The 19,907-nt window shown below is 60.9% G+C and carries 20 protein-coding genes; 13 read left to right on the forward strand and 7 right to left on the reverse strand.

The features are described 5' to 3' along the window. Positions 1-29: 29 nt before the first annotated feature. Positions 30-452: a nucleoside-diphosphate kinase gene (gene ndk, locus AC4CWH_RS10125; protein WP_491281909.1), complete on the reverse strand. Its 423-nt coding sequence runs from the start codon at positions 450-452 to the stop codon at positions 30-32. 116 nt (positions 453-568) lie between these two features. Then, positions 569-1,252 carry a glutathione S-transferase family protein gene (locus AC4CWH_RS10130; RefSeq protein ID WP_491318636.1) on the reverse strand — a complete coding sequence of 228 codons (684 nt, stop codon included), beginning with the start codon at positions 1,250-1,252 and terminating at the stop codon, positions 569-571. A gap of 139 nt (positions 1,253-1,391) precedes the next feature. Between AC4CWH_RS10130 and AC4CWH_RS10135 the strand changes: the two genes are divergently transcribed. From AC4CWH_RS10135 to AC4CWH_RS10160, 6 genes are all read left to right on the forward strand, one after another. Then, complete coding sequence (locus tag AC4CWH_RS10135; protein ID WP_491318637.1) at positions 1,392-1,901, forward strand: DinB family protein; 510 nt, start codon at positions 1,392-1,394, stop codon at positions 1,899-1,901. A 48-nt stretch (positions 1,902-1,949) separates the two neighbouring features. Next, a complete protein-coding gene (locus AC4CWH_RS10140) occupies positions 1,950-3,833 on the forward strand; it encodes an ATP-binding cassette domain-containing protein (RefSeq protein WP_491318638.1) in 1,884 nt (627 codons plus the stop codon). A 64-nt stretch (positions 3,834-3,897) separates the two neighbouring features. Continuing rightward, on the forward strand, positions 3,898-4,143 hold the full coding sequence (locus tag AC4CWH_RS10145) for a type II toxin-antitoxin system VapB family antitoxin (RefSeq protein ID WP_491318639.1): 246 nt from the start codon (positions 3,898-3,900) through the stop codon (positions 4,141-4,143). After that, positions 4,143-4,535: a type II toxin-antitoxin system VapC family toxin gene (locus tag AC4CWH_RS10150; RefSeq protein WP_491318640.1), complete on the forward strand. Its 393-nt coding sequence runs from the start codon at positions 4,143-4,145 to the stop codon at positions 4,533-4,535. Before AC4CWH_RS10145 ends, AC4CWH_RS10150 begins: the two co-directional genes overlap by 1 nt. 35 nt (positions 4,536-4,570) lie before the next feature. Continuing rightward, positions 4,571-6,631 carry a prolyl oligopeptidase family serine peptidase gene (locus AC4CWH_RS10155; RefSeq protein WP_491318641.1) on the forward strand — a complete coding sequence of 687 codons (2,061 nt, stop codon included), beginning with the start codon at positions 4,571-4,573 and terminating at the stop codon, positions 6,629-6,631. After that, the gene (locus AC4CWH_RS10160; RefSeq protein ID WP_491318642.1) at positions 6,628-7,056 is read left to right on the forward strand and encodes a DUF1284 domain-containing protein; all 429 of its coding nucleotides are present in this window, start codon (positions 6,628-6,630) and stop codon (positions 7,054-7,056) included. The genes AC4CWH_RS10155 and AC4CWH_RS10160 overlap by 4 nt, the downstream gene beginning before the upstream one ends. A 72-nt stretch (positions 7,057-7,128) precedes the next feature. On the opposite strand, the gene AC4CWH_RS10165 is transcribed toward AC4CWH_RS10160, so the two are convergent. The 4 genes from AC4CWH_RS10165 to AC4CWH_RS10180 form a co-directional block, all read right to left on the reverse strand. Further along, a complete protein-coding gene (locus tag AC4CWH_RS10165) occupies positions 7,129-7,533 on the reverse strand; it encodes a host attachment family protein (RefSeq protein WP_491318643.1) in 405 nt (134 codons plus the stop codon). A gap of 303 nt (positions 7,534-7,836) precedes the next feature. Further along, a complete protein-coding gene (locus AC4CWH_RS10170) occupies positions 7,837-8,442 on the reverse strand; it encodes a nitroreductase family protein (protein WP_491318644.1) in 606 nt (201 codons plus the stop codon). 109 nt (positions 8,443-8,551) lie between these two features. Beyond that, positions 8,552-9,001 (reverse strand): DNA polymerase III subunit chi, encoded by a 450-nt coding sequence (locus tag AC4CWH_RS10175; protein ID WP_491318645.1) that lies wholly within the window; start codon positions 8,999-9,001, stop codon positions 8,552-8,554. A gap of 7 nt (positions 9,002-9,008) precedes the next feature. Next, entirely contained in the window at positions 9,009-10,499 is a 1,491-nt protein-coding gene (locus AC4CWH_RS10180) for a leucyl aminopeptidase (RefSeq protein ID WP_491318646.1), read from the reverse strand. A gap of 170 nt (positions 10,500-10,669) precedes the next feature. Between AC4CWH_RS10180 and AC4CWH_RS10185 the strand changes: the two genes are divergently transcribed. From AC4CWH_RS10185 to rsmA, 7 genes are all read left to right on the forward strand, one after another. After that, complete coding sequence (locus AC4CWH_RS10185) at positions 10,670-11,446, forward strand: phosphatase PAP2 family protein (protein WP_491281921.1); 777 nt, start codon at positions 10,670-10,672, stop codon at positions 11,444-11,446. A gap of 97 nt (positions 11,447-11,543) precedes the next feature. Continuing rightward, positions 11,544-12,722, forward strand: coding sequence for an LPS export ABC transporter permease LptF (gene lptF, locus AC4CWH_RS10190; RefSeq protein ID WP_491318647.1), 1,179 nt, complete (start codon positions 11,544-11,546; stop codon positions 12,720-12,722). Next, positions 12,719-13,807 (forward strand): LPS export ABC transporter permease LptG, encoded by a 1,089-nt coding sequence (gene lptG / locus AC4CWH_RS10195; protein WP_491281923.1) that lies wholly within the window; start codon positions 12,719-12,721, stop codon positions 13,805-13,807. The genes lptF and lptG overlap by 4 nt, the downstream gene beginning before the upstream one ends. Continuing rightward, on the forward strand, positions 13,807-16,149 hold the full coding sequence (locus AC4CWH_RS10200; RefSeq protein ID WP_491318648.1) for an LPS-assembly protein LptD: 2,343 nt from the start codon (positions 13,807-13,809) through the stop codon (positions 16,147-16,149). The genes lptG and AC4CWH_RS10200 overlap by 1 nt, the downstream gene beginning before the upstream one ends. A 178-nt stretch (positions 16,150-16,327) precedes the next feature. Continuing rightward, complete coding sequence (locus tag AC4CWH_RS10205; RefSeq protein WP_491318649.1) at positions 16,328-17,275, forward strand: SurA N-terminal domain-containing protein; 948 nt, start codon at positions 16,328-16,330, stop codon at positions 17,273-17,275. Next, on the forward strand, positions 17,272-18,327 hold the full coding sequence (gene pdxA, locus AC4CWH_RS10210; RefSeq protein WP_491318650.1) for a 4-hydroxythreonine-4-phosphate dehydrogenase PdxA: 1,056 nt from the start codon (positions 17,272-17,274) through the stop codon (positions 18,325-18,327). Before AC4CWH_RS10205 ends, pdxA begins: the two co-directional genes overlap by 4 nt. Positions 18,328-18,329: 2 nt before the next feature. Next, entirely contained in the window at positions 18,330-19,157 is an 828-nt protein-coding gene (rsmA, locus tag AC4CWH_RS10215; RefSeq protein ID WP_491318651.1) for a 16S rRNA (adenine(1518)-N(6)/adenine(1519)-N(6))-dimethyltransferase RsmA, read from the forward strand. Between the two features lie 75 nt (positions 19,158-19,232). On the opposite strand, the gene gmk is transcribed toward rsmA, so the two are convergent. Continuing rightward, positions 19,233-19,907 (reverse strand): guanylate kinase, encoded by a 675-nt coding sequence (gmk, locus tag AC4CWH_RS10220; protein ID WP_491318652.1) that lies wholly within the window; start codon positions 19,905-19,907, stop codon positions 19,233-19,235.

Genomic DNA, 19,907 nt, shown 5'->3' on the forward strand with positions numbered 1-19,907 from the left:
TTTTGGAAGGCGCCCAAAGGTCAAAAAATTCAGCCGACGATTTCGGTTTCAGCGAACCAGTAGGCGATTTCCTGGGCAGCGGTTTCCGGAGCATCCGAACCGTGAACCGAATTTTCGCCGATGGAGAGCGCAAACGTCTTGCGGATGGTGCCTTCGTCAGCGTTGGCCGGGTTGGTCGCGCCCATGATTTCGCGGTTCTTCAGGATGGCGTTTTCGCCTTCGAGAACCTGAACGACGGTCGGGCCGGATGTCATGCCTTCAACCAGTTCGCCGAAGAAGGGGCGTTCCTTGTGAACGGCGTAAAAACCTTCGGCTTCGCGCTGGCTCATCCAGACGCGCTTGGAAGCGATGACGCGCAGGCCATTCTCTTCAAAAACCTTGGTGATGGCGCCGGTCAGGTTGCGCTTGGTTGCGTCGGGCTTGATCATGGAGAAGGTGCGTTCGATCGCCATTGCCAGAAATCCTTGTTTTCTAGGGATAAGTGGGCGGTGTTTAGCCGCCCCGAATCACGAAGACAAGAGGGCCTTTTCGAATTTCACGCCGCTGTCATGTTGAAGCCTTGGCCTGATCAGGCCACCGCGCGGGCCATGGCGCCGTGGAGATCAAGGCATCGCTCGAACCAGAGATTGACCGGATCGTCCGCCCCCAGCGCTTGAAGCCCGGTTGTGATGCGCAACCATTGCAATGCGCCGAACAGGATATAGTCGGCAAACAGCGGGCTTTCGCCACCAAGGAAGGGCTGGAACTTCAGCATATAGCGCAGCGGCTCCAGCCGGGCTGAGAGAACGGCGATCTCCGCCTCGCGTTCAGCCTCGAAATCCTCGAGCTTGCGCCCGAGGCGCGGCTCGCGGCTCTCGCGGAAATAGATCTGGTCGGTTTCGGCCAGCATGTCGTGGATGTTCTTCACCGCAAGCTTGGTCAGCACCGGATGCACCAGCGTTTGCGAGACACCTTCCACAAAGCGCGACAGCGCCTTGCCACCCTCCCCGCCAAACAGCGTCGGATGGTCTGGATAGGTGTCTTCCAGATAGAGCGCGATATCAAAACTGTCGCGCACCAGCATCTGGCCATCGCGCAGGATCGGCACGGTTTTCGAAAAGCCGTTTTCGATTTTCGGCACGTCTGTAAACGGCACCGGCTTTTCGACGAAATCCAGCCCCTTATGGGCCAGCGCCATCGACACTTTCCAGCAATGGGGCGAAAACGGGCGGTGCTCATCACGGCCGCAGAGCGAATAGAGAATTCTGGTCATCGGGATCCCTCATTGCAAACAGCATCCATTGAACCCTTCGCACTGCCAAAGATCAAATCAGGAAATTTCATGGAAGCGATCACCCCCTTTTGCGTTTGGGCGTCATAAGATCCGATTTAACGAAGGACTGGAGAAACCCATGGCCCAGCATTTCCGCATGTTTGCCGATTACAACCGCTGGGCCAACGCCCGCGTTTACGAGGCCTGCGGGCTCTTGAGCGACGAGGAGTTTCGCGCCGACAAGGGTGCCTTCTTCGGCTCGGCACAGCGTACCCTGAACCATCTTCTCGCCGCAGACCGGATCTGGCTCAAGCGCTTCACCGGCGAAGGCGTCGTGCCTGCTTCGCTTGATGCCCCGCTCTATGAGACGTTTGACGACTTGCGCGCTGCCCGTGTCGCAGAAGACCAGCGCATCACCGACTGGGTGGATACTCTGACCGAGGCCGACCTTTCGGCGATCATTTCCTATAAACCCGTCACAATGCCTGACAAAATCGAGCTGCCGCTTGGTCCGATCCTCTCCCATGTCTTCAACCACCAGACCCATCACCGTGGGCAGGTTCACACCGTCCTGACGGCGCTTGGACGCCCTTCGGTGGTGCTCGATCTCGTCTATTTCCTGCTTGGAGACGGCAAGCGCTGGCAATAGGCGCCCGTCTCTCTTGCATCGCAGCAGGACTTCGGCCAAAACGCCCGCATGATCACCATCACAGACCTTTCCGCGCGCATCGCCGGCCGACTTCTTCTCGACCACGCCAGCATCAGCCTGCCGACGGGCATCAAGGCTGGCCTTGTCGGCCGCAATGGTGCGGGTAAATCCACGCTGTTTCGCGTCATCACCGGCGATCTCGGCTCCGAGAGCGGATCGGTGTCGCTGCCCAAGGCCGCCCGCATCGGCCAGGTGGCGCAGGAAGCGCCGGGCACGGAAGATCCGCTGATCAACATCGTGCTTGCCGCCGACAAGGAACGCACCGCCCTGATGGCGGAAGCCGAGACGGCAACCGACCCGAACCGCATCGCCGATATCCAGATGCGGCTTGTCGATATCGACGCCCATTCAGCCGAAGCCCGCGCGGCAAGCATTCTCGCCGGTCTCGGTTTTGATGCCGAAGCCCAGCTCCGTCCGGCGTCTGCCTTTTCCGGCGGCTGGCGCATGCGCGTGGCGCTGGCAGCCGTGCTGTTTGCCGAGCCCGACCTGCTGCTGCTTGACGAGCCCACCAACTATCTCGATTTGGAAGGCACGTTGTGGCTGGAAGATTATATCCGCCGCTATCCGCACACCGTCATCATCATCAGCCATGACCGCGACCTTCTGAACAATGCCGTCAATGCCATCGTGCATCTCGACCAGAAGAAGCTCACCTTCTATCGCGGCGGCTATGACCAGTTCGAGCGCCAGAAGGCCGAGAACGACGAATTGCAGATGAAGTCGAAGGCGAAAAATGACGCCGCGCGCAAACATCTGCAGAGCTTCATCGACCGGTTCAAGGCGAAAGCCACCAAGGCCAAGCAGGCGCAGAGCCGCGTGAAAGCGCTGGAGCGCATGGGAACGGTTGCCGCCGTCATCGAAGACCACGTGCAGCCGATCACCTTTCCGGAGCCGGAAAAGCAGCCGGCCTCGCCGATCATTGCCATCAATGGCGGTGCCGTCGGTTACGAGCCGGGCAAACCGATCCTCAAAAACCTCAACCTGCGCATTGATGCGGATGATCGCATCGCGCTTTTAGGCTCGAACGGCAACGGCAAGTCCACGTTTGCCAAATTCATCTCCGGCCGTCTGCCGCCGGAAACCGGCGACCTCAGGCTGGCCCCGAGCCTGAAGATTGGCTTTTTTGCCCAGCACCAGCTGGACGATCTCGTGCCGGAAGACACGCCGGTGGAGCATGTGCGCCGCCTGATGCCGGCAGCGCCGGAAGCCAAGGTTCGCGCCCGCGTGGCGCAGATGGGCCTAGCAACGGAAAAGATGAACACGGCGGCCAAGGATCTTTCCGGTGGCGAAAAGGCCAGGCTTTTGATGGGCCTTGCCGCATTCCACGCACCAAACCTGCTGATCCTCGACGAGCCGACGAACCATCTCGACATCGACAGCCGTCGCGCCCTGATCGAGGCGTTAAACGACTATGACGGCGCCGTCATCCTCATCTCGCATGATCGGCACCTGATCGAGGCGACCGTCGACCGTCTCTGGCTCGTCAACAACGGCACCGTCACTACATTCGAAGGCGACATGGAGGAATACCGCGATCTCATCGTCTCCTCGGGTAAAAAAAAAGAAGAAAAAGTTGACCTAGCTGCCGACGCCGGAAAAAAGGCCGAGCAGCGCAAGGCGAATGCCGAAAAGCGCGCCTCGTTGGCGCCTTTGAAGAAAAAGATCAACGAAGCCGAGGCCTTGACGGCGAAACTGGAAAAACTGATTCAGGCTCTTGATCAAGAGCTTGCAGATCCGGTGCTCTACGAAAAATCTCCGGCGAAGGCTGCGGAAAAGGTCAAGCAACGTGGTGAGGCAGCTGCCAAACTGTCGCAAGCGGAAGAGCAGTGGCTGGAGCTTTCGGCCGAATATGAAGAGGCGATGGCCGGCTGAGCCTTGCTTGTAGCAGGGCTGAATATACACTATCGTGGTGACGTATATTCAAACGGGTGACGCCATGCCGCTTTACGTGCGCGATGAACAGGTGAACCAGCTCGCCGAGCAGGCCCAAAAAATCCTGAAAGCCCCAACCAAGACCGATGCCATCCGCCAGGCGCTGGAGCGCGTGGTGAAAGAGGAAGAGCAACGCCCGCCGCTCGCCGAACGGCTGGAGAAGATCAAGCAGCGTTACCAAGGCATGGGCACCGCTAATCCTGAATTCGACGAGAAGGCCTTTCTCGACGAGATGTGGGGCGACACGTGATGTTCCTCGATACCTCCGCCATCATCGAATATTTTATTGAAGGCCCCGATTACGAGCGGATATCGGCGGCATTGGCAGATCCGACGTCACGGTTTTTCGTCTCGCCCACGGTGATTTTCGAGGCGACGGTGGTGCTCGCAGGAAAACGCCAGATCGGTGTCGATGATGCGACAAAGGTGATCACTGATTTTCTCGCCGAACTGAACGCCGATATTCTGCCGGCCACCCGCGATACAGCGCTCACCGCCCTTGATGCGTTCTCCCGTTATGGCAAGGGCCGCCATCCGGCGCGCCTCAATTTCGGCGACTGCTTTTCCTATGCAGGCGCCAAGGCTGCCGGTGCCGCCCTCCTTTATGTGGGCGAGGATTTTCGCCGCACCGATCTCGCCTGAACGACTACACATCAGAATACAAAAGGAGCAGCGCCATGGATCTCTTTCTCGAAAAGGACGACGATCCCCAGACGCTGGCCTATGTCGCCGCGCGCAACGCCGCTTCGCAAGAGGCGCTGACGACGCCCGCCATGGAGGCCGATGCGGCAGCGCTTCAGGCGATGATGGAGCGCCAGGACAGGCTGATCATCCCCACCCGGCGCGGCAACTGGCTGTTTGATTTCAACCGCTCCCGCGACAACCCGCTCGGCGTGCTGCGCCGCCTGCCGGCAGATCTTGCCCCGCGCGCCGATGCCCCCTGGGAAACGGTATTCGACGTCGATAAGTTCTGCGCAAGCGAAGGCAAGCGCTGGATCTTCGGCGGCTCCGTTACCTGCCCCTTCGAGCCGACGCGCGTGCTTTTGCGCCTGTCGGACGGCGGCTCGGACCTGACGCGGTTTCTGGAATTCGATCTTGAGGCCAAGGAGATCGTTAAGGGCGGCTTCGATACGCCGGCTGTACGCGCCCACGCCAACTGGCTGAGCCGCGACGAGATTGCCTATTTCGGCTCGATCGACGCATTTTCTGCCACGCAATCCGGCTGGCCACGGGTTGGACGGCGGCTGCGGCGCGGCGAAGAGCCGGCAGAGGCCGAGGTGATCTTTGCAGCCGCCGAAACGGATGTGACCGGCTATGGCTTCATCATCGACCCTGAACTTGGCGGTTACGAGGGGCCGGACAAGCGGCAGATCCGCGTGTTCGGCATAAGTCACGAGATCGGCAAGGTCAGCGTGCAGGTGGAGGACGCCGCGGGTATCGCCCGGCGCCTGCCGCTTCCCACAGAGATCGGTTTCGACCTCAATCACAGCCATTGCCTGTGGCTCGCCAAGAACGATGAGCAGGTGGCAAGCGGCAGTCTTGTGCTGCAGGCGTTGACGCCCTTTGGCGAGGAGCCGCTTTCCCCCACGCGCCGCATTCTGGTGGAACCGGCACCGGGACGCGCCGTGCATCATTTCGCGCTGCTGCGCCATTTCGCCGTCTATTCGGTGGATGACCGCCTGTCACCATCGCTTTACGTGCTGGATCTGACGCGGCCGGAGGCGGAGCCCCAGCGCATTGCTCTGCCTGAGGGCGTCGAAGCGCTTTATTTCACGCCTGTTTATGCCGACTTGCATCTGGGCGATGACACGCTGTCGGTGATCGGCTCCGGTTTCCTGGTGCCGCCGACCCGGTATACGCTGTCTCTGTCCGACAAGGACCGGCGTCCGATCTCCGCCCCGCCGGTTCTGGTGGCGGAAGATACCTCGCCCGCCTATTTCGATGCTGAGGGCATGACGAGCGAGCTTCTGGAAGCGACCTCGGAAGATGGCACCAAGGTTCCGTATCACCTTGTGCTGCCGAAAGAGTGGACCAAAGGCGAGCTGCCGGTGCTGATCTATGGTTATGGCGGCTTTTCCGCTTCGCTTGCCCCGCATTATTCCGGCACCACCGGCCGGTTTCTCGAACAGGGCGGCGCTTATGTGCAGGCCTATATCCGCGGTGGTGCAGAGCTTGGGCCGCAATGGCACACACCCGCCAAGCGCCACGGCCGCCACAAGGCGTATGAGGATTTCGTCGCCATTTCCCGCGATCTGGTCAAGCGCGGGTATTCGAAACCGTCGCGCATTGCCTGCACCGGTGGCAGCAATGGCGGTCTTCTGACGGGCGTGATGCTGACGCGTTATCCGGATGATTTCGGCGCCATCTGGTGCCGTGTGCCGGTCATCGACATGACGCGCTTCCACCTGTTTCCCGCCGGAAAGGCCTGGATGGACGAATATGGCAACCCGGATGACGAGGCCGACCGCGCCTATCTCCTCAGCTATTCGCCGCTGCACCAGATCAAACCGGCGGCAGAACAGGCTTACCCGCCGCTCTACATCGAAAGCTCCAGCAATGACGACCGGGTGCATCCGTCTCACGCGCGCCGCTTTGACAAGGCGCTTGAAGAGGCCGGCCACACGCCCCTGTTTCATGAATATGGCTCCGGTGGTCACGGCGGCGCCGGCAATTCTGCCGAAATGGCAAGGCGCACAGCGATGGGCTACAGTTTTCTGCGCCAGACCATTTTGAAATGACCATCCGCCTGCGACCCCACCATCTCCTTTGCCTGCTAACCTATGCAGGCAAAGGATACAGCGCGCCCTTTGTCGCCAATTACGATCGGATCGCTGCGCGCCTGTCGCAAGGTGAGGATATTTTGATCGTCGAGGGGCCGGACGACATCTGTGCGACGCTACTAGGCGAGGCTGATCCGCATTGCGGACGAAAAAGCGTGCGCGAACGCGATGAGAAGGCAGCGCATGACGTGGGCGAACTGCTGAACCATTCGATTAAAGCCGGTTCACGCCTCAGCATAGATGAAGCGTGGCTGCACCAGATGCGCGGCGCGTTTACAGAAGGTCGAACGCGCCAAGCGTGCGCAGGCTGCGAATGGTCTGACCTGTGCAGCGCAATTTCGGCCGAGGGTTACTGCCAGGTACGCATCAGGCCACCGGCCTGACGCAGTTTTGCATCTCCTCCCGCGGCCCTGCCCCTCTGTCTTCGATAGAAGAAGGGGTCGCGAACCTTCAGTTTAGGCAGCAGCCAGAGCTTTTTCGATATCCTGGATCGAATGGCCGGTCAGGTCCTTGTCGAGTTCACCGATCAGCACGTCGGACAGTGACTTGTGGTAACCCTTGCGCATTTCGCCAAGCGTGCGGGGCGATGCGACAATGACGAGGCTCTTGATCTTGCCGCTGAGAACATGGCTGTTCAGCATGGAAATCACCCCGGAACCAAAGGCATCCTCGTTCTGCTGGCTGTCATCGGGATTGGCAGCACTGCTGGGATGGCGGGCACCGGATGAGATGACCGAGTCATCGATGACGTCCGAATCCATGGCCTTCAGCTTCGGATTTTGCGCATCGCCATTGTTCTGGAAAAGGCTGAGCTTTTCGCCGTCGGCGACCGCAATCACAGTGTTCTGGGGAAGTTGCATCTGGGTTCTCCATGTTCAGCAAGGCCTGTCCCGTTCGGGAGGCTTTTGCCGCGTGCAGTTGCAACTGTAATCCTTGGGACAGCGATCCGTTCCTTGCGGCAAGCGGTTTCCTTCGCGGGTGGCGGTTGAACAAGGCAGGGGCGTTGGTCGCCGGCTTCGGAACGGCTGACGTTCCAATGAGCGAAAATGCCGGCAGCGTTGGCGCAGACCGAAGCCGTTTTGGCCGGCCCGGACGCGGATGGAAAACCGGAAAACGGTTTTCCATCCGATCTCATCGGTCCATGATCTCGTTGACGATCCGGATCAGGCTTTGAAGGCGCCGTGGACGGCAAGCGTATCGAGCGGCTGGCGCGGGCTTGGCACTTCGCGGGCCTGAAGCGCTTCCGGCAGGAGCGATGCCTCCCCTTGCGTGCCGATGGCAACGGCTGCGTGCAGCACATGGTCTTCGGGCAGGTTCACGGCCTTGGCCATGGCGGCCTTGTCAAAACCGGCCATGGCATGGGCGGCATAGCCGGACATATGGGCCTGCAGGGCAAGATAGCCCCAGGCGGTGCCGGCATCAAACGTGTGGCTGCCGTTATCGCTGGCTTCCGTCTTGCCGGGCGCTGTAAATTTCGTCGCGCTGGCGATGATGACAAGCGCCGAGGCGTTCTTGGCCCAGGACTGGTTGAACGGCATGATGGCATCAAGGATCGGCTGCCAGCCGGCATCGCCACGCAGCGCATAGATGAAGCGCCAGGGCTGGGCATTGAAGGCAGACGGCGCCCAGCGGGCGGCTTCCAGAAGGACAAGCAGCTTTTCTTCGCTCATCGTCGCATCGGTAAAGGCGCGCGGCGACCAGCGGGCGGGAAAGACATCTGCGACCGGATGGTCGGCGGTGCGGGTATTGACCGGGGCGTTCGCGTTCATGGCATCCAAACTCCGAGTTTCGAGGATACCTACCGCTAGCAAGGCATGCTGCGATGCACAAGTAGCCGTAGCGAGAGCAGACTGGCTGGCGGCATGCAGGGCGTGTCGCTCACGCCTTCTTGACCCAGCGCCCCTCTTCAGACTGCTGCCAGTAGGTGAGCTGGTGACCTTGCATCTTCAGCTGCTTCCAGTGCCCCCGCGCGCCCTCCAGCTGGGCAGCGTCATAACCATCGAACATGAAGACCACGCGCTCATAGGGCGAAAGATCGGCCGGCTCGGCGCCATCCACCATGAAGCGAACCGTGGCGCCGTTCGCATTGGCGCCGGTGACCGTCAGAAGCACCGGCTGGTGTTCCGCCATATCCCCCTGATCGGTGCCATGCGGGAGGAAACTTTCCTCCCGATAGGTCCACAAATGAAGGTCGAGCGCATCGCGGCGCGCCTCTCCCACCGTCTGAAGCACAACGCGCCAGCCCCGCTCGACGCTTTTTTCGAGAAGCGCCGGCAGCGCCTCCTCAAGCTTCGATTCGGTCAGATGGTAGAAGAGAACCTCGGTCATTCAGCCGTCACGCCTCGTAGCGATCGCGCACCAGCTGGTCGAGCAGGCGAACGCCGTAACCGGAACCCCAGGACTGGTTGATCTCGTTGAAGGGCGAGGCCATGGCGGTGCCCGCGACATCCAGATGCGCCCAAGGGGTTTCACCAACGAAGCGCTTCAGGAACTGGGCAGCCGTGATCGATCCGGCATAACGCCCGCCGCTGTTCTTCATGTCGGCAAACTTCGAATCGATGATCTTGTCGTACTCCTTGCCGAGCGGCATGCGCCACAGCTTTTCGCCACTTTCCTCGCCGGCGACAAGAAGGCCGTTGGCCAGTTCGTCATCGTTGGAGAAGAGGCCCGCCTGCAGATTGCCGAGCGCCACCAGAATGGCACCGGTAAGCGTGGCCAGATTGATCATGAAGCGCGGCTTGAAGCGTTCTTTCGTATACCAGAGCGCATCGGCCAGCACGAGGCGGCCTTCCGCATCGGTGTTGATGATCTCGATGGTTTGGCCGGACATGGAGGTGACGATATCGCCGGGGCGCTGGGCATTGCCGTCGGGCATGTTTTCCACAAGCCCGATAATGCCGATGGCATTCACCTTGGCCTTGCGGGCGGCAAGCGTGTGCATGAGGCCGGTGACGGCAGCCGCCCCGCCCATGTCGCCCTTCATGTCTTCCATGCTGGCGGCCGGCTTGATCGAGATGCCGCCGGTATCGAAGACGACGCCCTTGCCGACGAAGGCGAGCGGCGCCTCGCCGGCTGTTCCGCCGTTCCACTGCATGATGGCCATGCGGGCCGGACGCGACGAGCCTTGAGCAACGCCGAGCAGCGCGCCCATGCCGAGTTCACTCATTTCGGTTTCGGTGAGAATTTCCACCTCAACCCCAAGCGATTCGAGCGCCTTGGCACGATCGGCAAATTCGACGGGGCCAAGCACGTTCGGCGGCAGGTTGACGAGTTCGCGGGCAAGATTGACGCCGCCGGCGACTGCCTCAGCCGAAACGAGTAGCTCTGTTGCCGCCTGATGGGCTGATGTGACGATGGTAATCGTGACGGCTTTTGCCGCCTTGTCCTCGTCGTCCTTCTTTTTTGTCTTGTAGGCATCGAAACTGTAGGCGCGCAGCAGAAGGCCGGTGGCAAAATCCACAGCCTTCTCAGGCGTGATCTCAGTGCCCGGTGCATCGAGGAACACGGTTGCGGTTTCGGCGCGCTTGATCACGCTGGATGCCTTGCCGCCGGCGCGCAGCCAGTCATAGGCCTTCAGTTCGTCCGGCTTGCCAAGCCCGATCACCACCACGCGGTCGAATGGAGACTGGTGCGGCGCCAGAAGCTCCAGCACACCCATCTGCTTGGCCGAAAAGCCCGAAATCCCGGCGGCGCGCGCAATCACACCTGCCGGATCGGCGACCGAAAGCCCTGCAGGCGCATGATCGCCCGACAGCTGCAGGGCAATGGCAAGGCCACCATCGGCAGGTGCGGATGGTGCGAAACGGATCGTGTACTGAACAGACATTTTATCTCCGGATGCAGAGGATGTGGTAATACGTCAGGGCCAATCTGGGACAATGGCACTTGAACGGCAAGGGTGGCGGCACAAAGGTTCCACACCAGCGTCGCAATATTGTCATTGAGCACTCTTAACGGCTAAAGTCACCTGCACCGCTCACCGAAGGCTTAACCGTTTTGGCATACACGTTCCAGTCACGCGGTCAGTTTTCCGGGCGCCGCGCCCGGGTTCTCTTTCGCCGTCCAGCGACGTGGCTGATCACGCTCATGGGCGCCTGGTGGTTGCTGCTTGCAATCTTCTATGTCTTTCCCGGCCTCGACATCGATGTCGCGCGGACCTTCTTCCGGGAAACGGCCTGTGGCGCAGAGCTTGCGGCGGGCCGCATCTGCGGGCTGTTTCCCTATTCGCAGCAATGGCTGCTGGTGATGATCCGCAAGTTCTTCTTCTATCTGCCGGTCTCCGTTGCCGGGGTGATCCTGATCCTGCTGATCCGCAACCTCCAGCACCATGGTGCGACCTACAGTGCAGCTGCCACGCGCCGCTACTCGATTGCACTCATTTCCTTCGTCGCCGGCCCCTATGTGCTGGTGAACCTTGTGCTGAAGACGATTTCCGGCAGGCCGCGCCCCTACCAGACGGATCTTTTCGGCGGACCGGATCTCTTTACCGCCGCCGGCACGCTGGACGGCGCCTGTACAAACAACTGCTCGTTCATTTCGGGCGAGGCGGCGGGCGCCGGGTGGCTCGTCTGCCTGATCGTGCTTCTGCCGCCGCCGCTTCGACCGATCCTCGGGCCGCCGATGTTTGCCATCTGCCTCATCCCGCCGGCGCTCAGGATTTCGTTCGGCGGGCACTATCTGTCCGATGTGATGCTGGGCTTCCTGTCGTCCTGCGTCGTTTATGCCGCGGTTGCCACATACTTCCAAATGACACAGCCGGAAAAAAAACAGTGACCACAAACAGTTTTGTGAAAAAGTCACTGTCGCCATGGCGCGGCAAATTGCATAGAACGCCAATCGTGGCCGCAGTGAAGCGACGTACCGGATCAGAATGAAGCTCCTCGAACTCTACATATTGCGGCGATCCTTCCAGATGTTCCTGGTCACCCTCGTTCCGGTGCTGACCATCATCTGGACCATACAGGTGCTCGGCCGCATCAATCTGGTGACCGACACGGGCCAGTCGATCGGCTCGTTTGCGACGCTTGCCACCTTCATCCTGCCCACCATCATCCCGGTCGTTCTGCCGTTTGCTGTCGTCATCGGCATCACGCAGACGCTGAACGCGATGAACAACGATTCGGAAATGGCCGTCATCGACGCCGCAGGTTCGCCCCGCATGGTGCTCTACCGGCCGGTGATGATGATGGCGCTCGGCCTTGCGGCGCTGTCCTTCCTCATCAGCAATTTCGTCGAGCCTGCGTCACGCACCAGTGCGCGCGAAATGGTGGCGGAAGCCTATGCCGACCTGCTCTCCTCCGTCATCGAGGAAAAGACCTTCCGCAGCATCGAGGACGGGCTTTATGTGCAGATCTCGGAGCGCCATTCGGGCCGTGTGCTGAAGGGCCTGTTCCTGGTCGATTATCGCGACCCCAACTGGGACCTCATCTATTACGCCCGCGAAGGCTCCATCGACGACAGCGGCACGACGCTGACCATGCGCGACGGCGAAGTTCACCGCAAGGCAAAGGACGGGCGCATTTCCGTCGTCAAGTTCCTCTCCTATGCCTTCGATCTCTCGACCATGACCGAATCGACCGGCAATGCCACGATCTATGCTGGCGACCGCAGCCTTGGCTTCCTGCTCAACCCAGACCCGACCGACAAGGCATTCCTCGCCTCGCCCGGCAGTTTCCGGGCGGAAATCCATCGGCGCCTGTCGGACTGGATGCTGCCGGTGGTGTTTGCGCTCGTGTCCCTGGTGGTGGCCGGCAGTGCCCGTTCCAGCCGCCGCGCCCGCCTGCATCCCATGGTGTCGGCGCTGATCATCGCCTTTGCGATCCGCTGGCTAAGCTTTTATGTGTCGAACGGTTCGAAAAACGATGCGAGCTTCGTGCCGCTCGTCTATCTCGTGCCGATCGGTTCGGGTCTCATCGCCATCTTCATGCTGGCCACCAACCGGCAACTGCGGATGCCCTCTTTCGTGGCGAATTTTGCCGGGCACTGGATGAACCGCGCCGAACGGCGCCTGGCACGGGTGACGGCGGGCAAGGGGAGCGACAGCCCATGATTTCGCGCACCCTCAGCTGGTACTTTTTCAAACGCTACATCGTGACCGCCGGCTGGTTCTTCCTCGGCGTCTGCGGCATCATCTTTCTCGCCGATTTCTCCGAGACGAGCCGGCGCATGTCGAACTTCGTCGGTTATACGGTGCCGGGCGGCCTGCTGATGAGCCTGCTTCGCCTGCCGCTGATCTTCCAGCAGACCATCCCGACGCTCACCCTCTTCATCGGCATGACGACGCTGATCACGCTCAACCGCCGCTCCGAACTGGTGGTGGCGCGCGCGGCCGGACTTTCCGTCTGGCAGTTCATCATGCCCTTCGTCGCCGGCGCCTTCATGATCGGCCTGTTTGCCACCATGGCCATCAATCCGCTGGCGGCCTGGGGACAGAATCAGGCCACCAATATCGAGACCGACTGGCGCAAGGCGAGCAATGCCGAACGCGGCTCCAACTTCCTGCCCTGGCTTCGCCAGATCAGCAAGGATGACGACACGATCATCGGTGCCAAGAGCTATACCAAGGGCGGCAGCGAACTGAGCGACGTGGTGCTTTTCCACTTCGACCAGAAGGGTCGCGTCATTCTGAGACAGGACGCAACGAGTGCGACCTTGGAGGATGGTTACTGGAAGCTTAACAACGTTCTGGAAACGCGCACCGATGCACCACCGTCACGCAAACCGGAAGCCGAAGTGCCGACCAACCTTCGAAAAGAGTTCCTTCAGGAATCCCTCTCGAAGCCGGATAGCGTTGCTTTCTTTGACATTTTAAGAAAAATTGATGTAGCCCGCACGTTTGGTATTTCCACCAAGCCGCTGGAAACGCAGTTTCACTCGCTTCTGTCGATGCCACTTCTTCTGGTGGCAATGACGTTGATCGCTGCAACCGTTTCTCTCCGTTTCAGCCGCATGGCGCAGTCGCGCTCGGTGATTCTGGGTGGAATCGTCTGTGGCTTCGTGCTTTATGTTGTAACCGTGCTCGTAAGGGCATTCGGGAGCAGCGGAGTTGTTCCGCCATTCGTCGCCGTCTGGATTCCAGTCGTCGTCGCCATGGCGCTCGGAGCAACAATTTTGCTTCATCAGGAGGATGGCTAGTGGCGGTAATTGACCGCGGGAATATCAGACGGCTTTTTGCGGCCCTGCTGACAAGCACGGCTGTAGCACTTGTTGTCGTTGGCCCCTCACCTGTTCTGGCCCAGAGCGCACCTCTGGCGCCTGAAGTCGCCGACGGAGCGAAAATGCTCCTGCGCGCCAATGAACTGACCTATAACCAGGATATCGAGCGTGTCACCGCCGTCGGTGGCGTGCAGATCTATTACAATCGCCACCGCATGGTCGCCCAGCGCGTGGAATACGATCAGAAGACCGGTCGCGTCATGGCGACGGGCAATATCGAACTGATCGAGCCCGACGGCGCGCGCATCTATGCCGATTCGATGGACGTCACCGACAATTTCGGCGAAGGCTTTGTCAATTCGCTGCGCGTCGAGACGACGGATAACACGCGCCTGGCCGCCGAAAGCGCCGAACGCCTGCCCGACGACAAGATGGTGCTGAACAATGGCGTCTACACCGCCTGTCTGCCCTGTGCCCAGCGACCCGACAAGGCACCGCTCTGGCAGGTGAAGGCGCAGCGCGTCATCCGCGACGGCAAGAACCACACGATTCGCCTGGAACATGCCAAGTTTGAACTGTTCGGAATGCCGATCGGTTATGTGCCTTTCGTCACGGTTCCCGACGAAACGGTCGAACGCAAATCGGGTTTCCTGTTTCCGCGCATGAGCCTGACCGACAAGCTCGGCTTCGGCACGACCATACCCTACTATCAGGTCTTCTCGCCCAGCATGGACGCGACGATCAGCCCGACCTACTATACCAAGCAGGGTCTGCTGTTGCAGGGCGAGATCCGCAACCGTTTCGAGACGGGCGATCACATTTTGCGCTTTGCCGCCATCGATCAGCAGAGCCGCAGTGCCTTTGACGCCGGGACAAGCGACGAACGCGCCAGCACGCGCGCCATGGTGGCCTCCAAGGCACATTTCCAGATCAATCCGCGATGGACCTTCGGCTGGAACGTGATGCTCCAGACGGACAATAATTTTTCCAAGACCTACCGGCTGACCGGCGTCAATTCGACGCCCTTCACCAACGACATCTACCTGACGGGCCTTGGAAACCGCAATTCCTTCGATCTGCACAACTACTATTTCGACGTGCAGGACAACACCGCTTCGCGGCTGGCCGAAAAGCAGCAGGCGATCGTCTACCCGGTCATCGACTACAAATATTATGCCCCGGAGCCGGTGTTTGGCGGGCAGTTGTCGATCACGTCGAACTTCACCAACCTGTCGCGTCGTGAAGATGATTTCTACTCCGAAGGTGGCGCCACCCGCTTCCGCGGCCTGGAAGGCAGCTATAGCCGCTTCACCACCGAGGCCGAGTGGGAACGCACCTTCACCACCGACGAAGGCCTGCTGCTGACGCCGCTTCTGGCGGCGCGCGGCGATGCGCTTCGCGCCACGGGCTCGGACGCGCCAAGCTTTACCAGCAATGGCATTACCACCAACTATGACGGTGACTTCAGCGGTGGCAATGCCGATACACGCTACATGCTGACGGCCGGTCTGGAGGCGCGTTACCCGATCCTCCTCAGCACCGACAACAGCACGCATGTCTTTGAGCCGATCGCGCAACTTTACGTGCGCCCCGACGAACAGATGGCCGGCGGCCTGCCGAACGAGGATGCGCAAAGCTTCGTTTTTGACGCGACCTCGCTGTTCGACCGTGACAAGTTCTCCGGTTACGACCGCGTCGAGGGTGGCACGCGCGCCAATGTCGGCATCCGCTACAATGGCTCCTTCGACAATGGCATCGGTCTTCGCGGCATCGTCGGCCAGTCCTATCAGCTGGCGGGCCTCAACTCGTTCTCGACGCCTGACCTGGTTAATGTCGGCGCCGATTCGGGCCTTGAATCGGACGTCTCCGATTTTGTCGGCATGGCCGCCATCGATCTGCCCAAGGGTTACAGCCTTTCAGTGCAGGGCCGGTTCGATGAAAAATCGCTCGACCTTCGCCGCGCCGATGTGGGCTTCAACTACAACCTGGCGCGCACGAGCGGCTCGCTGGTCTACACCAATATCCAGCCACAGCCGGAATACGGGTCGGTGGACAAGGGCGAATACCTGAAGTCCAGCAACAACCTGCGCGTCAACGAAAACTGGTCTCTGGCGACGTCTGCGACCTGGGACATGAACAAGCAGGAAGTCATCCGGCGCGGCATCGGCATGACCTATGCCGACGAATGCACGGTGTTCACGGTGGCCTACAGCGACGAGCCGGCCAATACCGATCCGAACGACTGGACGGTGACGGCCCGCCTCACCTTCCGCACGCTCGGCGAAATCGCCATCGGTTCGGAAGACAGCAGCGACAATTGAACGGATCTGGCACTGACCGGAGCTTTTGCGGAGCCTGCGGGCGAAACGCAGGCGCTCCGGCTTGCCGGCCCTTGCGAAGGTCATTGTTTCGCCGCATGAATTATGCAATCGAACGCGATGTACATTACCGGATGAGCGGGTGACCCTTGAAGGTGACGCCCCACCGCAGGAGGAACGAATGATGTTTGCCAGCATAGCCTTGCGCCGGGCGGCCCTTGCCGCGACCGCACTCGCTGTCTCCTTCGTCGTGACACCGGCACCGCAGCAGGCCTTTGCCGCAAGCCAGGTGGTGGCGGTGGTCAACAAGACGCCGATCACCAGCACCGACATCACCAAGCGGGTCGCCTTCCTCAAATTGCAGCGCAAGACAGGCAACCTCGAGAAGATGGCCCGCGACGAACTGGTCGAGGAAGCCCTGAAGCGCGAGGAAATCGCGCGCGTGCGCATGTCGGTCAGTACCGACGAGGTGGACAAGGCTTTTGGCCGCTTTGCGGCAAGCAACAAGTTGTCACCTGACCAGATGGCACAGATCCTCGACAAGGCCGGCGTCGGCGTCGATCATTTCAAGGCCTTCATCGCCATTCAGATGAGCTGGCCGCGCCTCGTCAACGCGCGTTATGGCTCTGGCGGCAAGATGTCGTCGGAAGAGCTGGTGAAGCGTATGATGCAGAACAAGGAAAAGCCGGTTACCACCGAATATTTCCTCCAGCAGATCATTTTCGTTGTGCCACCGGCCAAGCGCGGGGCAATCCTTGGCAAGCGCAAGGCGGAAGCCGAATCCTCGCGCTCGCGTTATCCGGGCTGCGACCAGGCAAAGGATTTTGCCAAGACCATGCGCGATGTGTCCGTGCGCAGCCTCGGCCGCGTCATGGAGCCGGAACTTCCCCCTGAATGGAAACCGTTGATCGAGAAGGCGTCTGCCAATGGCACGACGGCAACCCGCGAGACCGAGCGCGGCATCGAATTCCTGGCGATCTGCACCAAGCGCCAGGTATCTGACGATACGGCCGCCGAAGTCGTCTTCCGCGCCGAAGATATCGGCAAGCAGGAAAAGAACAGCGAGAACCCCAACGACGCCAAGTATCTTGAGGACCTGCGCAGCAAGGCGCAGATCGTCTATCCTTGAGCGGCCTTCGGGACGTCTCCTCGACCGGTCTTCATGGCGATGATCGCCCGCTGGCGCTGAGCCAGGGGGATCCGGCCGGCATTGGCCCGGATATCGCCCTTGCAGCCTGGGCAAAACGCCGGCAGCTTGGCCTGCGGCCCTTCCTCTACATCGGTGATCCCGCAGTCATTGCCGCGCGCGCGCGTCTGATCGGCCTCGACGTGGCGTTTCGCGAGGCGGATACGGATACGGCATCCGCGATCTTTGCCGATGCCTTCCCTGTTCTGCCGGTTGCCATCGGCGCGGAAATCGAGGCCGGGCGGCCGCATGTGGCCTCTGCCCGCAGCACGATTACCGCCATCGAAACGGCCGTCGCACTCTGCCTTGCCGGCAAGGCCTCTGCAGTCGTCACCAACCCGATTGCGAAATCCGTGCTCTACGAAGCCGGTTTCGGCTTTCCCGGCCATACCGAATTTCTGGCTGATCTCGCGGCGAAGGCAACCGGAACGTCCTTTACACCTGTCATGATGCTGGCTGGCCCCAAGCTGCGCACAATCCCGGTCACCATCCACATTCCGCTGAAGGATGTCGCGACGGCGCTGACGCAGGAGCTGATCATCGAGACCTGCCGCATTGCCGACCATGACCTGCGCACGCGCTTTGGCATGGCGCATCCGCGTCTCGCCGTTGCCGGCCTCAACCCGCATGCGGGCGAAGACGGTGCCATCGGCCTTGAGGACCGCGATCTGATCGAACCCGCCATCAGCACACTGCGCCAGCACGGCATCAACGCTTTCGGACCGCTGCCCGCCGACACCATGTTCCATGACGAGGCCCGTGCCCGTTACGACGTGGCGATCTGCATGTATCACGATCAGGCGCTGATCCCGGCGAAGGCGCTCGGCTTTGACGATTCGGTCAATGTGACGCTTGGCCTGCCCTTTATCCGTACTTCCCCCGACCATGGCACAGCCTTCGGGCTTGCCGGACAGGGTGTAGCGCGTGAGACGAGCCTCGTTGCCGCATTAAAGCTTGCCGCAAGCCTTGCCGACACGGCCAGGGACGCATCCTGACCATGGCGACACTTGACGGTCTTCCGCCGCTGCGCGATGTCATCGATCGCTTTGGTCTTGATGCGAAAAAGGCGCTCGGGCAGAACTTTCTGCTCGACCTCAACCTCACCCAGAAGATTGCCCGCACCGCAGGGCCGCTGGAGGATGTGACCGTGATCGAGGTCGGCCCCGGCCCCGGCGGCCTCACGCGCGCTATCCTGTCGCTGGGGGCAAAGAAGCTGATCGCCATCGAGCGTGATGCCCGCTGCCTGCCGGCGCTGGCCGAAATCGGCGATCATTATCCAGGTCGCCTCGAGGTGATCGAGGGCGACGCGCTGAAAACGGATTTCCAGTCGCTTGTTCCTGAGGGCCCGGTGAAGATCATCGCCAACCTGCCCTATAATGTCGGCACGCAGCTGTTGATCAACTGGCTGCTGCCGCCGGTCTGGCCGCCCTTCTGGCAATCGCTGACGCTGATGTTCCAGAAGGAAGTCGGCCAGCGGATCGTCGCCAAGGGCAATGATGACCATTTTGGCCGGCTCGGCGTGCTCTGCGGCTGGCGCACGGAGGCGCGTATGGCCTTTGACGTGCCGCCGCAGGCCTTCACCCCGCCGCCGAAGGTCACCTCCACCGTGGTGCATCTGACGCCGCGCGAAACGCCGATGCCCTGCGATGTGGCAAAGCTGGAGCGGGTAACGCTTGCAGCCTTTGGCCAGCGCCGCAAGATGCTGCGCCAGAGCCTGAAACCGGTCGGAGGCGAAGCGCTTCTCAACCGCGCCGGCATTGATCCCGCCCGGCGGGCCGAGACGCTGTCGGTCGAGGAATTCGTCACGCTCGCCAATCTCATCTGACGGCACCGAAACCATACGAAAAGGGCACCGCATCCAAAGATGCCGGTGCCCTTTTGTCTGTTGGCGAATGATGCTTCAGGCGCGGGCGGAAAGCTCCGGCTCTTCCTGCAGCAGGTTCTCGACAAAATCGAACAGGCCGTAACGACGGTCACGGCGGATGCGTTCGGCATTTACGATGCAGCTGACATGGCCAAAGGCCTCGTCGAGATTGTCGTTGACGATGACATAGTCGTATTCGCGCCAGTGGGCGATTTCCGAACGGGAATTGAGAAGGCGCGTGCGGATGACCTCTTCGGTATCTTCGGCGCGCCGATGCAGGCGCGACTGCAGTTCCGTCATCGATGGCGGCAGAACGAAGATCGAGACGATGTCCGCCTCCATCTTGTCCTGCAGCTGCAATGCGCCCTGCCAGTCGATATCAAACAGCATGTCGCGGCCGTCCGCCATCGCTGCTTCCACCGGCTCGCGTGGGGTGCCGTAGAAATTGCCGTGGACTTCCGCCCATTCCAGCAGTTCGCCATTGTCACGCATCCGCTCGAACTGCGGGATGGTGATGAAATGATAGTGCTTGCCGCCGATCTCGCTCGAGCGCTTGGCGCGCGTGGTGACGCTGACGGAGATTTCGAGGCTATGATCGTCACGCAGCAGGTTGCCGGCAATGGTGGATTTGCCCGCGCCTGAGGGCGAGGACAGGACCAGCATCAGGCCCCGACGGGCGATTTTGACGGGCGATGACGGCGCCGGGCTCAT

This window comes from Neorhizobium sp. PAMB6716 (assembly GCF_058242805.1).

Excerpts from the sequence above, each read along its gene's own strand:
- ndk (WP_491281909.1), bottom strand. The coding sequence starts at position 452 with ATGGCGATCGAACGCACCTTCTCCATGATCAAGCCCGACGCAACCAAG.
- AC4CWH_RS10130 (WP_491318636.1), bottom strand. The coding sequence starts at position 1,252 with ATGACCAGAATTCTCTATTCGCTCTGCGGCCGTGATGAGCACCGCCCG.
- AC4CWH_RS10135 (WP_491318637.1), top strand. The coding sequence starts at position 1,392 with ATGGCCCAGCATTTCCGCATGTTTGCCGATTACAACCGCTGGGCCAAC.
- AC4CWH_RS10140 (WP_491318638.1), top strand. The coding sequence starts at position 1,950 with ATGATCACCATCACAGACCTTTCCGCGCGCATCGCCGGCCGACTTCTT.
- AC4CWH_RS10145 (WP_491318639.1), top strand. The coding sequence starts at position 3,898 with ATGCCGCTTTACGTGCGCGATGAACAGGTGAACCAGCTCGCCGAGCAG.
- AC4CWH_RS10150 (WP_491318640.1), top strand. The coding sequence starts at position 4,143 with ATGTTCCTCGATACCTCCGCCATCATCGAATATTTTATTGAAGGCCCC.
- AC4CWH_RS10155 (WP_491318641.1), top strand. The coding sequence starts at position 4,571 with ATGGATCTCTTTCTCGAAAAGGACGACGATCCCCAGACGCTGGCCTAT.
- AC4CWH_RS10160 (WP_491318642.1), top strand. The coding sequence starts at position 6,628 with ATGACCATCCGCCTGCGACCCCACCATCTCCTTTGCCTGCTAACCTAT.
- AC4CWH_RS10165 (WP_491318643.1), bottom strand. The coding sequence starts at position 7,533 with ATGCAACTTCCCCAGAACACTGTGATTGCGGTCGCCGACGGCGAAAAG.
- AC4CWH_RS10170 (WP_491318644.1), bottom strand. The coding sequence starts at position 8,442 with ATGAACGCGAACGCCCCGGTCAATACCCGCACCGCCGACCATCCGGTC.
- AC4CWH_RS10175 (WP_491318645.1), bottom strand. The coding sequence starts at position 9,001 with ATGACCGAGGTTCTCTTCTACCATCTGACCGAATCGAAGCTTGAGGAG.
- AC4CWH_RS10180 (WP_491318646.1), bottom strand. The coding sequence starts at position 10,499 with ATGTCTGTTCAGTACACGATCCGTTTCGCACCATCCGCACCTGCCGAT.
- lptF (WP_491318647.1), top strand. The coding sequence starts at position 11,544 with ATGAAGCTCCTCGAACTCTACATATTGCGGCGATCCTTCCAGATGTTC.
- lptG (WP_491281923.1), top strand. The coding sequence starts at position 12,719 with ATGATTTCGCGCACCCTCAGCTGGTACTTTTTCAAACGCTACATCGTG.
- AC4CWH_RS10205 (WP_491318649.1), top strand. The coding sequence starts at position 16,328 with ATGATGTTTGCCAGCATAGCCTTGCGCCGGGCGGCCCTTGCCGCGACC.
- rsmA (WP_491318651.1), top strand. The coding sequence starts at position 18,330 with ATGGCGACACTTGACGGTCTTCCGCCGCTGCGCGATGTCATCGATCGC.
- gmk (WP_491318652.1), bottom strand. The coding sequence starts at position 19,907 with ATGAGCCCGGCGCCGTCATCGCCCGTCAAAATCGCCCGTCGGGGCCTG.